We start from the raw sequence: 13,005 nt of genomic DNA on the forward strand, positions 1-13,005 counted from the left end.
TCAAGTACTCGTATTGAGCCGTAATTATCTATATCACATACAGTCGATATTTCTTTAACATCAGATTGGGTTTGTAACCACTCAACAACTGCGTGCCCTGCTTCAGTAATAAGTCCTTGGCGCTCAAATTTACGACTGATTCCATAATGAATTTGAGTGTTTTCTTCTTTCAACATGACTAAAAAAACTCCTATTGCTTCATTAGTATTTCTTAAAGCAATAACCCAAGCAAATTCAGGTAAATTCTCTTTCCATGCAAAATCGCACCACTTTCCTAAGAACTGAAGAGTTTGCTCTATGGTGGTATGAGGTTGACGAGTAAGAAATCGAGAGCTCTCAATATCTGAACAATAATTATAAAAAAGACTCTCCTCATCACCTTTAGCCACTGGCCTTAAATTTAATCGTTGAGTAACAATAGGTGACGGGATCATATATAAATACCTTTTAATATGTCATCCCTAGTATAGCTTCAATCCAGCTTAATAGGATGAATAAAGCTCAGCATTAATATCGACTGCTCTTAAATATACTCTGGTTAAATCAAGTCCCTCAATAGGCTCTTCAAAAATATTGCGCGCGTGGAATCCTTCCGTATTTTTAATATAAAATGCTCTGCGCTCACATTGAGGAATACCAATTTTTATAGGATTTTTTCTAAAGAATCTCTAATATTTTGTACAAACTCCACATGTTTTTGTGAGTTATTGTCTGGGAGAACTTGGCCATTTAAAAAGAATCGCTGCTCTCTCTTTTTATTTAATTGACTAATAGGGACTTCCACATAATTAGTAATCGTATTGACTATATCCCCTGTTGCATCAACATGATAATTAGGATTTAATTTTATTTTTATTCTTACGTTTTCTTCCTTAGCAAGGAGCTCATATTTTTCCCTTTCTTCCCATAATGCCGTAGGAACCCACATAAAATTACCCGGCTTCCTATAACTAAGATATAAATTGTAAACTACTATATATTCAGGAATTTCAATTTTATCGGGACTCAATAATCCATCATTATGAAAGCCTAATTTCATTTGGGGCGTAAATTTCTCCAGTCCCTTGAATTCAAGTTGCTGCTCATTACTGTAGGATGCTGTATGAATCATAAAAGGCAATTGGTTAATCGGATCTAAATTCGAAGTACCAATATTATTGAAAACTCCAATGACTACAGCCACACCAAATACAACATTTTCTTCTTGGGCAAAAAGAGATATGTGCGGTACATCCAATGCTACAACTCCTACCTCTACTTCATTCAATAAACCAAGCATCGACTGAATTTCTTCAAAAAATATTTCGCCAGCCAGTTGTTTAACAAAAGTACAAACCAAGTCATTTTTAAAAATGTGGAGATCGATTACATCCGAAATTTTATTTTTTAATTGCAAACTAAATAGTTCATATTTTTGTTCTGAAATTTTATGAATCAACTCACTACTACCAGCTACATTTTCCATATACGTCCTTGCTGATTAAGCATTAAGAAATAGAGGTAAGGTTTCTCGCTTTTTATAAATTAAGACTGCTTTATAGTGCATTCAGGCATTTTTATAGACACTGTAATACCATCGAGTAGCTTTGAAATTGTTTCAGCTTGTTGTTGTTTTTCAATTAATAAAGCATTCGAAGCCGAGGCAACATTAACTACGGCCGCAGTGGCAACGCCTATTAAGATTTTTTGCATCCATTTTTCTTCCTTTTTAAATGTCATACAAAATTGAAGAATTACCTTCAATTTCCTTTTGCTAATGCAGCCATAAAATCAGGTGCAAGGAAAGCATACTCTAAGAGAATTAAAATTTACTATACCTATTTCCAATAAGTTTAATCATTGAACCTTATTGTCTAATATTAAAATCTTATTTGAAAGGAAATTTATGATGTGGGGATTTTGTGTATTTGAGTACGACACTATTATACATCGTAGGACATTTGTAGTGGTTTCCTGCGATTAAATTTATATTAAAATCAATTGGTTATTTTTAAATTGACGGGCTCATAACCCGTTGGTTCTAACGGTATAATCCATATTGGACGAAGTTATAATCCATAATAGACGAGCTTATACTCCATTTTGGCCGCTACCTATACCCTAATACCTAATGGGACATCGGGGACACGGGGACAACCGTATCAACACTGACTTTCTCTGTTCTATCTTGTCCCCAACACTATTTACTGGAGGGACAACTCCATACCTTACATTCCCTCACTGTCCCCCATGTACCCGCTGTCCCCAGCTATTTTAAGCTATTCCTCATCCCAAATCCGATTGCTAAAAACATACAACCGCGGTATTCCTATACCACGTACCCGGATTTTTTGAGTTGTCCTGCCATCATTGCCTGGTATTAGCCAGTCAGCCTCAACCAATACTCGAGCAACCATTTTGGAATCGAAGCCTTTACAGACTTCGTTTTTGAATACTTCCGATAAAACCATATATATCCGGTCGCCATTGTCTGCTGTAGTGTAAAATCCCGCACGATTATTGATACGTTCATTATTAGGCATTCGAATATTATCAAAACGGCTGGCACCATGTGATTCAAAAAAGCTCTGACTTGGGACAAAATAACTCTCTCCTCCCGATTACCGAGTGCGCCAAACGAATAAAGCCATGCACGATAACACTTAAATGCAGCATGGAGAGCTGTACCACTAGACCAACCGGTTAATCCATATTCACTTGCCAATTCACCGGCTGCTGCAACTAAACCAAAGCGCCTTGCTACTCTTGTAATTTGTCCTGTGCAATTAGGGACAAATACCATCTCCATAAATTCTTGAATCTTTTGGTTACTCAATGCTGTTAGCTGTTTCTTTTCTAAAACTACCTTCTTAAGCCAATCCATTCCTACTGCACCATAATAGCTATTGCTTGCTTCCTTTAATATCATTGCTAAACTTCCTGCGTCAGGCTGTTCATGCAGTTGCTCAAAAATCCCCATACCACAACCTGCATCGGCTTCAATATCAGCAAGACGAATTTCTTGACCTGCATTAGCTCTTTGGCCAACTTTGGCCATTAACGAAGTCAATGATTCTTCGCCAGCCGATAAAAAGAAAAGTGACCATCGATTCGTTTGTTTCGCCGTGCCATGCCGAGTTGCTCTTGTTTTACCTTGACCATTTGCCAACAAATAAGCCGCTTCTCCTGCTTCTTTGGGATCCATTTGACTTAATTCATCAAGAATCAATAAGCCATCATTATGTAAGGCAGCCAGACCCTCTAGTCCATTGGCCGTAGTTCGCCATAATCGTGTATAAGTATCAGGATTACCCCACACCGAAGCAGCTACTTTCAGCGCAGTAGTCTTTCCAGATGACGATGCTCCTCTAAAATGAAAACCGCCAGAATCCTCACCAGTTAATTTAGCAAGTACGGGTGCAAACGCTGCAGCAATGGCAAAGATCATACGGGAATTATCAATGGCCAGCCGACTAACAGAATCGCGCCACTGCTCCACGGTACCAGAAACGGATAAAGCAGGTTCTATGGTATTGGTATTTTGAAATACCACAATTTCTGATGACTGGCCTATCGATTCCGTTGCAGTTACATACACATCACCATGCCAACCAAGTTTATCTACACAACGTGCTCTTGCCTCAACAGGAACAACCTGCAAATAAGAAGCCAGGAGCTCACGTGCACTTCGACTAGGTGATATGGTCAACCCAAGACGAGCTAACTCTCGCCTTATATCCGCGGCATCTCCTTGTAATAAAGCCAGAGGCATTGCCCATTGGTGAATTACTCCGTCATCATCTCGCCATTTAAGTAATCGCCCCCATTCTCCATTTTTAGCATCCCTTGTTTTAGCAACAACCTTTATTGGCGAGCAAATCCAGCGAGGAGGTAGTTGATTACCATCTTTATCATTACCAACAAAGATGATTCCTTTTTCATTCAGTCGAAAGCTGCCTCCTGCGTATTCACAGATGGCTTTTTGTTGTTCTAGTTTACTTAAAGTCATGAGTCCTCCAACAAAAGCTCTCTAAATAGAGCGCTTTCTCTCCGTGCTATGCATTAACCAATTGACCTTGATCACTGGTCGACTGATAGATTTTTTGCTGTTGAAGAAATGCGATTACATCACTTTTTCGATACAACACCTTGCCACCTATTTTGATGTAGGGAACCCCTGCTCCTGCCCAACGATTTCTTTCCAGGAGTTGGGTTGAGCAATCAAGAATTGCAGCTAAGGTATTTTGATTAAACAACATTGAATCTGGTGCAGATTCAAACTCATTAATTAACTGTAAACGATTTAATTTGGCTTTAGACATGGTTTACCTCAATGGAATTTCAAATCGGTTTTTAGCCGGCCCATGAGCGTTTCATGATTTTTGAATCCTCTTGACTCTCTATGGTGATCTCAAATGATGAATAAAACACGATAATTGATAGCGGTAAACTGCTAAATCGATTCATTAAAAGAGCTAGAAAAGTCCTTAAAAACATCTCCTAAAATAAAGCAACCATTAATGCTCACAGAAAAATACTGGGGGAATTTCAAAGCGCTGTCAATGACAAAAAACATTAAAAATCAATATGATATCGATTGATATCCAATGATACTATTTGATATTTAGAAAAATTTACTGTGATTCAACACTTATGAGAAAACTAAGAGAGACAATAAAATTAAAAATCACCTCCCTGTTCGCATATACAATCCAATCTTATAAGGTTATTACTTCTTGTATCGTGGGCTTGTAATACTCCGCTTTACCAGCTTTCACAATTAGATTAGTTCGTGGCTGATATTCAGCGTCGCTATGCGTGTGTCCACAAAGCACTAAAAAATCGACTAAAGAATTCTCAATTGCAAAGGACATCAATACATCGCCTATCGCTTTAGAACTGAAATAAGGCAAATAATTATCATTACTCATTTGCCCCATATGCTGAGAAACTTCCTTGAATGGAGGGACGTGGGTTAATACTATGATTTTTTGGGGTTGTTGCTTAATAGCTTGAGTTAGATCCTTTTTCAGCGCATCAGCATCTAAATCTGCTAATCCTTGCATTTTTTGTAACAGATGCCGTCGGCCCAACATTTTTTCCTGAAACAAATCAGCAATCATTCGACTGTCATTGAGTGAAACAGGGCTATTTTGATAATCGCCCAAACGACCGTCCGCCCAACCATCTTGACCTAATAAAATTGTATTATTGGAGAGTTGTTGCAAACCTGACGCTGGCAACCAAAATAGGTTGGCATTCGCGGTGCTTAACTCAGTCAATTCCTCGCGAACATCCTTAATGATTCCTCTATAATAATCATGGTTTCCAACAATAAAGTATATGGGCTTTTTAATTTGCCTAACCATTTCATTTAGAATATCAATCAACGAAGGGGCTTCGGCAATATCACCACTAATTAATACTCCATCACAACCAGTAGCTAGAATGTCCTCATAATATTTTTGGCGTGACTCAACTTCTAGAAAATTTAGGTGGATATCCGTTAACCAAGCCAGTTTCATTTGTGTAGACCTTATTATTGTTGTGCAAGTTTTTCGATTCGTTCTATGACAGTTTGAACGCGTTGCATTGTCACTGGCCCATCATTAACATGGCCAGGAAGGGACAACATGAATTGATCGTTCTTTAAAAATTCATTGAATACTAACTTTAAATGAGACTTTAAATCACCACTTGAAACTTGTACTTGCTCACCAATATCAACACACCCCGCAATCACCGTAATAATGTCTTCAAAATCATGACTACCAAGAAAATCATAGTTTCCTCTTGATTTAAAAGCTTCAATTTTGGTAGCTAAAAAATAAGGGGCTGTTACAGATTTAATTGTGATGTTGTCTGTAATCTGATGAGCAACAGCATGTTTAATTGCTTCTTTATACCAGAAATTGCCCCAACCCAAGATTTTTTCATCAGTAGGCATTACATCAAGTATGATATCGTCGAAATGCCAACGACAGGTAATATCATCTTGTATCGAGCGATGAAAACCCTTTTCTTTTAGCTTTTCCTCAAAATTGTAATATTGTCCTAGTGATAAAACATCAACGATACAATCAACATCCAACGTTGGTCGAACATCCAGCGAAAGCGGATCATTGATAAAAAGCGCGGTGGTACAACCACCTAGATAAACTACTTCATCGTTCAATTCGCCAAGCTTCCGTGCAACAAATTCCAACATTCTTAAATTTGAGGTTGCTCGTTGATTCCCTTGAGGCATAACTTTTCTCTTAATAGTTTAATTGCAATATTTCGCTCTCTTGCTCTTCCTGCGCGTATGGCGTCAATTAGAACCAGTAATTCGTAAAATGGTTGATCAGGGTATTTGGCAATAGCTTGAGGCACGGAGCGATACAAAGGTTCTAAGGCTAGTCCTCGATGCTCTCCTTCAGCATATGGCCATACCGGTATGGGATCATCCCCTAACCGAATATATTTTTCAAATAAAGGCCCGGCATAACTGGTAGGAATCCCTCGTGTGTAAGACCCTAATTGCACAGGAAAGAAGTATTTTACGCCATATATTAAGCATTCTTCGCACGCAGATTTTATAGGCATTCGGATTATTTTATTTGAATTCGAATTCGAATCTTCTGACTTACGATAAATAGGACCCAATAACCCTGATAATTCTAAACGCTTCATCCCTTCATGAATTTCAGAACCACTCATGCAAAGGTATAGGGCTAAAACTTTTTGAAGTAATTTATCGGGATGTTTATTCGCTAAAATTTTTAAAAGTATCACGATGTCTTGTGGTTTTAACATTTGTCATTACCAGGTCATCCGTATAGGCAAAGTATAGCATAAATTCGCAATTTGCGAATCGCGAATTACGAATTGATAACCAACAATATCTTTTTAATATGATTTATTGATAGTCATAACTCAGCTGTCTCCATCATATTCTCAAGTATAAAATTGGCTACTTGTTGCATGGGTTTACGCAATCGCTCAACATCTTTCATGATATATCCTGCTGTAACATCATTATTCATTTTATGGTTGAGTAATCGCTTCAAGGCATAAGCAGGTAAATCAAGGCTATCAGCAATAGTGGCGAATGTTCTTCTCAGATCATGCAATGTAAATGGCACACCAGACAATTCCACCACCCTATTCACTGCTTTTTTAGGTTCATAGATATAACCAGTTTTACTTTCAGCAGGGAATACAAATTCACTGGTTTTATTCCGGCTTCTACGCTCCATTAACTCATAAACAAAATCAGACATAGGTAGTGTGTGGATTTCGTGATTTTTAGTATCTTGCAAGGTGATAGTTTTGGACTTGAGATCTATATCCTCCCAGCGCAAAGAGGCTGCTTCCATTTTTCGCATGCCGGTGAATAAGAGTAATAAAAAATAATCATGCCACAGTAAGGCATTACGGTAGTTATCGGTCTCAACCAATACAATGACCGCTTTATACCAGTCAGCTAATTGATGCGGTTTGATGACGGTTTGTTTTCGATCTACTCGATACCATGCCCGGGTATGGGATAGGTATTTAACCGGATTAATGGTGATAATTGGATGGCCATTCCCGTCTTGATACTCATACATAGCATAATTATAAATGGCTCTTAATACCCTCATGGCATTGTTGGCGCGAGCTTTACTATTTGTCTGGCCATGCTTAGTATGCCGTTTGGCGATCATTTCTCGGGTAATACTCACCAGCGGTTTATCAAGCCAGTCGGGCACAACTTCATGTAGCACACATTGATAATCGTTTAAGGTACGTGGCTTTAAATCTTTTCTTGCTTTGAGGTAATCATTCAGCACTTGCTGTAAGGTCATGGCATGAACTTTTTGGTTTTCTTTTCTGCAATGGGATCATCACCTCTGGCCACACTACCCAACAGACTTTTAGCCTGCTTTCTGGCTTCTTCAACCGTCAAATTACCATATTTACCTAAGGTGACTCTTTTTACCTTGCTGTTGATTCTGGTTTCAACAATAAAACTTTTGACATTACCTGAGGTGATTCTTAAAGCGAAACCTTTTAAATCATTATCACGATAAAACGTTTGGGTCTTTCCGGAAACATGTTCGAGTTTATCAACGATGGTTTTGGTTAATTTAAACCCTTTTTCCACTTTCGCCATGATTACCCCTTAAATTCCATGTAGACGCCATGTAGACAGATTATTTAAAACGAAAGAAAAATGAATAATGCTGATTATTACTTATAATCATTGATTTTAAAAGGTTTTTAATGAAATTTAAAAAGGTATAAAAGAGGCTAAAAGGGGTATTTTACAGACTCATAATCCGTTGGTCCTAGGTTCAAGTCCTAGTGGGCCCACCAATAAAATCAAGTAGTTACGAGAAGTTCCAAAGGGTGCGTTTTAACTCCAAATGCGACAATCATTTTTATACTGCTGTATAAACAGTTCTTTGGGTGTTTTATAGCCGATACATTTCCGAGGAAAACGGTTCATTTTATCAGCTATTAAGTCGAGCTCTTTTTGAGTTATTAGATTAATTTTAGCATTTTTAGGTAAGTAACGTCTTAATCGGCCGTTCATATTCTCATTACTTCCTTTTTGCCAGGGTGAATGTGTCTCACAATAATAGACCTCACAGTCCATTTTTTCCTCGATATATTGATGATCTGCAAATTCACAACCTTGATCAAACGTAATAGTTTTAACCATTTTTTTAGGTAGGCCTTCAAATTTTGTTTGTATCTTTTCCATAACCCCTCTGGAGTGCTTACTCTCATTTTTTATTAAGAACACCATTCTTGATTTTCGTTCAACTAATGTTGTGACCACTTTGCTTTTACTGCCTTTAAACTCAATGGTATCACCCTCCCAATGTCCAAATCGGATTCTTGTATTCACATCCTCGGGTCTTTGAGTTATGAGATAAGGATTACCATAGCGACAAGCTCTGTGCTTTCTTCCATAGAGCTTATGTCTTTTGGGTTTTTATAAGTTAAATAATGAAAAAGAAATTTATTGTTTGATTGGTATATGTAACGATAAATTGATTCTGGGCATACATAAAAACTCAGCTTTTGATGCTTCATGCGTCCAGAAATTTGTTCCGGACCGATTCTGGTTAATGATTTATATGAAGAATTAATTGCTACCATAAAAAAGGTATCCTAGAAAATATGTATATTTCAACGCCTCAGTTTGTCGAAGATTTATATCAATATGAAGGCTTCATATTTTCAGGCGGCAGCGTCAACTAAACTATTGCGCTAGACTGTATTTTATTTAAAGTCAGAGCGCGATGTTGAAAAAGAAACCAAAAAGATACCGTTACCCCGCAGAGCTGATAAGCATTGCAGTGTGGAGTTACCATCGATTTAACGACAGCTATCGAGATGTATCAGAGCGTTTATTATATCGCGGGATTGATGTCAGTTACGAGACGATACGTCAATGGTGCATTAAGTTTGGCGCTCAGTTTAAGAATGTCATTAAGAAACGAGCGCCCAGGCGCTCGGATAAATGGCATATAGATGAGCTGCAATTGCGTATTCGCGGAGCGACTTATTATCTATGGCGCGCTGTGGATGATGAGGGTTATCAGCTGGATGTGTTTCTGCAAAAGCGACGCAATAAAAAAGCGGCCATTCGCTTCCTGTCTCGTCTATTGAACGCCCATCCAAAGCCTCGGGTGATTGTAACCGATAAGCTCAGGAGGCTACACAAAGCCCATTCGTCAGATGGGCAAAGGAGTCGAGCATCGCTCACATAAAGGACTTAATAATCGGGTAGAAAACGCCCATCAACCCACGCGCAGAAAAGAAAAGTGCCTCATTCGATTCAAATCACCTGCAGGGGCGCAGAGCGTCATCGCCCTCATGGGCGAAACGCGCAATCTCTTTGCTGTGGCCGTTGGGCGCTATACCAACTCCGCCCATCAACGAAGAAGCCAATTTCAAAAGGCTAAAGACATTTGGCAAGACGCTGCTTCTGAGATTCTTTGCGCCTAAAATTCGATATGCTCTCTTTTCTTGCGTTTTAAAAAGTTTAGTTGACGCTGCCCTTCCAATCGATCATTTAAAAATAAAATGACTATATTTGCTGCTTTATGGTGGTTAATCCTTCGCCTTGGCCTAGTGGGAGACTTTTCGGATAGGCTCTTAAGCTAATCTTAATAAATTTTGGTTATTATGGCATTAAATTACACATGTTTAAAAAATTATATGCTTAATCAAACGACCATACTGGAAATGCTTAACCGACATATCAAATTCAATCATCAAGACTATACCCTCTCAGAGGGACATTGTAATGGTTTTACATCGATACATGTTATCAAGTATCTTTACCCCCATTTCTTGGATGAGGATATTGATTTCAATACGATTCTGGCAAAATTATCGACGCATCATATTGCTTATTATGAGGGAAGAGTCAACAATAATAACGAGCTACAGCAATTGCTTATGTATTTTATCGACTCCTCTAGTCAAACGATGATAATCGTCACACCTGATTATAGAGTCGTTTTAAATATGATAAATAATGATGTTGTAAGACTGGAAATTGAAGAAGGATTGCTCTACCCAAAGACTCTATATCAAGGGAATTATAACGATTTTAATAGCTTAATACAGGTGCTAGCTAATTACCTAAAGCACCAAAATCTTCATATTGCTTATTATGACAATGAGGTCGCGCTGAACAATAGCATCAATAATATGAGATTTGTTGAAATGTGCGCTAACGCTGTAATTGGCTTACAAATCGCGGATAAAAACATATTTCTTGAAAAGCAGCAAGATATTGATGTCTCACTAGCAGAGATATTTTATCAATATCACAAAGATCTAACACTCTCTAATGACGCCTCACTCAGTGTTGAGCTTGGTAAATTACTTGACTTAAGTAACCATTCTCTACTGCTTGACTCCAATAACGAAAGGTTTTTCATTACATACTCAGAGAATACCAATCTTTTTAATTTAAATATAATTTGTAAGAGAAGCCCAAATACACCATCAGTGCAATACAATACGAGCAGCTTACAAAGCTTCATTGAATATCTAAGCATAAGATTAAACGGTGCTGAAATTAGTGTTAAGACTATTCAGAAAAATGAACCCATCATCATCAAGGATGAATCTATCAAACTTGTTTTTCAAGAGCCTTCACAATTATCAACAATTTTATATGATTTACCAATCAATACACCACTGACCCTGTCAGGTGAAGATGATAATGGTTCAGGTTTTCATGTGATGTGCGTGACTCGTCTTTCCAATGAAGATTACCTATTCTATGACTCAAATTTGCCTTTTGGTCAAACTATTGAAAAAATCAGTTCATTAAACAACATTTCAGACTATATCCTAAAAGAGATAGGTGCAGGTTTCATACAACTAAATACTTACAGACGTCCTGAGCAGCTTGCAACGCAATTTATTGTAGCCTCATATATTTCACAAGTTCTTATATCTGAGAATGGTGCATTAAATACAAATTTGCTTGATTTTGAAGATGACTACATGAGTGGAAATTTATTGCTCAATGCATGCAAATACGGTGCTTCAGATTTATTTGACTCAATCATCAACTACTATGTTAATCATTTGCAGATAAATTTGGATGAGCTAATCAGTGGCGATGAAGAAACATATCTCTATGCGGCAGTTTGTAGTGGAAATCAACATATAGTTCAGCAGTTGATAACGCATGGTGCCAGCCTATATGAATTGAGTGGTCCTTTTGAAAGTCCAATCTATGCCGCAGTGAAGTTACAGTTAAACCATCTATATAGACTCTTAATGATTGATGAACAAAATGATTATAAAAGCTTATTTATGGCTTGCGAAGAAAATAAATCTGCACTCACAAAAGCTTGTGAACTTGGAGATGAATTTTTTATTCATCTATGTATCGAGCTTGGAGTTAATTTTGAGCAACCCATGGTTTATTATGATGAGGACTATAAAAAAATGTTCTCAACATTCATGAACCTGCACGGAATTGCATGGATGCTGCATTACAAAATAGACAATGGAATATCGCGCATAGTTTGATATTGGCTGGATGCGATATCAATAATATTATTGGTACTTGTAATCCTTTGGCAGAAGCTTGTATCGAAAGAAATCATGCGTTTGTAAATTTTCTTTTACAGTCAGAACTTTTATCAATTGAACCTTCACTGAAAATACTTTGCCAGCCTATAAATATGACCTCGTGTCTATGGCTATTGAATACCTTAAGCCCTCATCACTATACAGAAGATGTATGTCATCTATTAATAATAAATATATTAAATCAAAATAGCCATCCATCTTTAACGATGTTTAATAATGTATCCATCAAACTGAAAAAAGGTTGCCTCAATACTGCTCTTTTGAAATTTGGGCAAATAACAGAAGACTACTTGACGAGTAAGTATAATAATCTCAACGATGTTAAGATGAACTGGAATTTAATGAATTTTCTGAGCGTGCAAAAAGATTCATTGTCAAACGAACAAAGTGAGTTATTTGAAAATTTTGTTCAAAGGTTAGGCGATTTTCACCCTAAGATAAGTATTTAGGGCATCGTCATGTATGGACCCGGCACTGGATGCAAGAAGAAATGCAATAAAATTGTTAGAAAACGAGGATAGAGATGCAGCCATGTATACGGCTTCTTGTTACAGTGCACTTTAGGCACATGAGCCCTGATAGTCTCTGCGCTCTTCCTCCTCATCAACTTATCGGTTTCTAGAACCCATGACGGTGTTAGGTTTTGAAAGAGCCGGTCTTACCTGTTTTGCTATCACTTATTGTTTTACCTTAAGCATACTCCAGACGGTTGTAACACAGTTTTTATTCTTGTTGTGTTTTATGCAGCACACGCTAGTTCAGGCTGATAACAGGCACCGGTTGCCATGATAGCCCAGATGATTCGTGCATTTTTATTGGCTAAAGCAACAGCCGCTTTATTGGCTCCATGATGCAGCTTTTTACGAGCAACCCATTGGCTTTTCTTATCGGTTTTATTATCACAGTAGCGCGTCACAGTACGCGCCC

General features: G+C 37.7%; 11 protein-coding genes and 4 pseudogenes. 4 read left to right on the forward strand and 11 right to left on the reverse strand.

The genetic code is table 11. The annotated features are described in order from the left end of the window. The 10 genes and pseudogenes from BN58_RS20190 to BN58_RS20235 all read right to left on the reverse strand — a co-directional run. The coding region (locus BN58_RS20190; protein ID WP_198009994.1) for a GNAT family N-acetyltransferase at positions 1-389 on the reverse strand (389 nt) is incomplete at its 3' end. A gap of 254 nt (positions 390-643) precedes the next feature. Beyond that, a complete protein-coding gene (locus BN58_RS20195) occupies positions 644-1,465 on the reverse strand; it encodes a hypothetical protein (protein ID WP_019218392.1) in 822 nt (273 codons plus the stop codon). 59 nt (positions 1,466-1,524) lie between these two features. Beyond that, entirely contained in the window at positions 1,525-1,719 is a 195-nt protein-coding gene (locus BN58_RS20200; protein ID WP_019218393.1) for a hypothetical protein, read from the reverse strand. A gap of 539 nt (positions 1,720-2,258) precedes the next feature. Continuing rightward, positions 2,259-3,988 (reverse strand): annotated as a pseudogene (locus tag BN58_RS27685) (DUF927 domain-containing protein). Between the two features lie 46 nt (positions 3,989-4,034). Next, complete coding sequence (locus BN58_RS20210) at positions 4,035-4,301, reverse strand: helix-turn-helix domain-containing protein (protein ID WP_019218394.1); 267 nt, start codon at positions 4,299-4,301, stop codon at positions 4,035-4,037. 396 nt (positions 4,302-4,697) lie between these two features. Beyond that, entirely contained in the window at positions 4,698-5,504 is an 807-nt protein-coding gene (locus tag BN58_RS20215) for a metallophosphoesterase family protein (protein ID WP_019218395.1), read from the reverse strand. Positions 5,505-5,518: 14 nt separating this feature from the next. Next, positions 5,519-6,226: a hypothetical protein gene (locus BN58_RS20220; RefSeq protein WP_040916834.1), complete on the reverse strand. Its 708-nt coding sequence runs from the start codon at positions 6,224-6,226 to the stop codon at positions 5,519-5,521. After that, the gene (locus BN58_RS20225) at positions 6,190-6,774 is read right to left on the reverse strand and encodes a hypothetical protein (protein WP_019218397.1); all 585 of its coding nucleotides are present in this window, start codon (positions 6,772-6,774) and stop codon (positions 6,190-6,192) included. Before BN58_RS20225 ends, BN58_RS20220 begins: the two co-directional genes overlap by 37 nt. Before the next feature lie 113 nt (positions 6,775-6,887). After that, positions 6,888-8,116 (reverse strand): annotated as a pseudogene (locus BN58_RS27690) (tyrosine-type recombinase/integrase). Positions 8,117-8,359: 243 nt separating this feature from the next. Further along, a pseudogene (locus tag BN58_RS20235) lies at positions 8,360-9,066 on the reverse strand (IS30 family transposase); the annotation flags it as partial. A gap of 188 nt (positions 9,067-9,254) precedes the next feature. Here BN58_RS20235 and BN58_RS30345 point away from each other — a divergent pair. From BN58_RS30345 to BN58_RS20260, 4 genes are all read left to right on the forward strand, one after another. Continuing rightward, the gene (locus BN58_RS30345) at positions 9,255-9,725 is read left to right on the forward strand and encodes an IS6 family transposase (RefSeq protein WP_198009995.1); all 471 of its coding nucleotides are present in this window, start codon (positions 9,255-9,257) and stop codon (positions 9,723-9,725) included. Continuing rightward, a complete protein-coding gene (locus tag BN58_RS35575; protein WP_019218401.1) occupies positions 9,694-9,963 on the forward strand; it encodes an IS6 family transposase in 270 nt (89 codons plus the stop codon). The genes BN58_RS30345 and BN58_RS35575 overlap by 32 nt, the downstream gene beginning before the upstream one ends. A gap of 348 nt (positions 9,964-10,311) precedes the next feature. Then, on the forward strand, positions 10,312-12,015 hold the full coding sequence (locus tag BN58_RS20255) for a hypothetical protein (RefSeq protein ID WP_156812666.1): 1,704 nt from the start codon (positions 10,312-10,314) through the stop codon (positions 12,013-12,015). Beyond that, on the forward strand, positions 11,967-12,527 hold the full coding sequence (locus BN58_RS20260; RefSeq protein ID WP_019218403.1) for a hypothetical protein: 561 nt from the start codon (positions 11,967-11,969) through the stop codon (positions 12,525-12,527). The genes BN58_RS20255 and BN58_RS20260 overlap by 49 nt, the downstream gene beginning before the upstream one ends. Before the next feature lie 290 nt (positions 12,528-12,817). On the opposite strand, the pseudogene BN58_RS20265 reads toward BN58_RS20260, so the two are convergent. After that, positions 12,818-13,005 (reverse strand): annotated as a pseudogene (locus BN58_RS20265) (IS110 family transposase); the annotation flags it as partial.

It is taken from the genome of Legionella tunisiensis, assembly GCF_000308315.1.
Lineage (GTDB): Bacteria > Pseudomonadota > Gammaproteobacteria > Legionellales > Legionellaceae > Tatlockia > Tatlockia tunisiensis.

What these genes read in the sequence shown, in the direction of transcription:
- BN58_RS20215 (WP_019218395.1), bottom strand. Translation starts at nt 5,504, where the DNA reads ATGAAACTGGCTTGGTTAACGGATATCCACCTAAATTTTCTAGAAGTT.
- BN58_RS35575 (WP_019218401.1), top strand. Translation starts at nt 9,694, where the DNA reads ATGGGCAAAGGAGTCGAGCATCGCTCACATAAAGGACTTAATAATCGG.
- BN58_RS20210 (WP_019218394.1), bottom strand. Translation starts at nt 4,301, where the DNA reads ATGTCTAAAGCCAAATTAAATCGTTTACAGTTAATTAATGAGTTTGAA.
- BN58_RS20220 (WP_040916834.1), bottom strand. Translation starts at nt 6,226, where the DNA reads ATGCCTCAAGGGAATCAACGAGCAACCTCAAATTTAAGAATGTTGGAA.
- BN58_RS20200 (WP_019218393.1), bottom strand. Translation starts at nt 1,719, where the DNA reads ATGACATTTAAAAAGGAAGAAAAATGGATGCAAAAAATCTTAATAGGC.
- BN58_RS20195 (WP_019218392.1), bottom strand. Translation starts at nt 1,465, where the DNA reads ATGGAAAATGTAGCTGGTAGTAGTGAGTTGATTCATAAAATTTCAGAA.
- BN58_RS30345 (WP_198009995.1), top strand. Translation starts at nt 9,255, where the DNA reads ATGTTGAAAAAGAAACCAAAAAGATACCGTTACCCCGCAGAGCTGATA.
- BN58_RS20260 (WP_019218403.1), top strand. Translation starts at nt 11,967, where the DNA reads ATGGATGCTGCATTACAAAATAGACAATGGAATATCGCGCATAGTTTG.
- BN58_RS20225 (WP_019218397.1), bottom strand. Translation starts at nt 6,774, where the DNA reads ATGTTAAAACCACAAGACATCGTGATACTTTTAAAAATTTTAGCGAAT.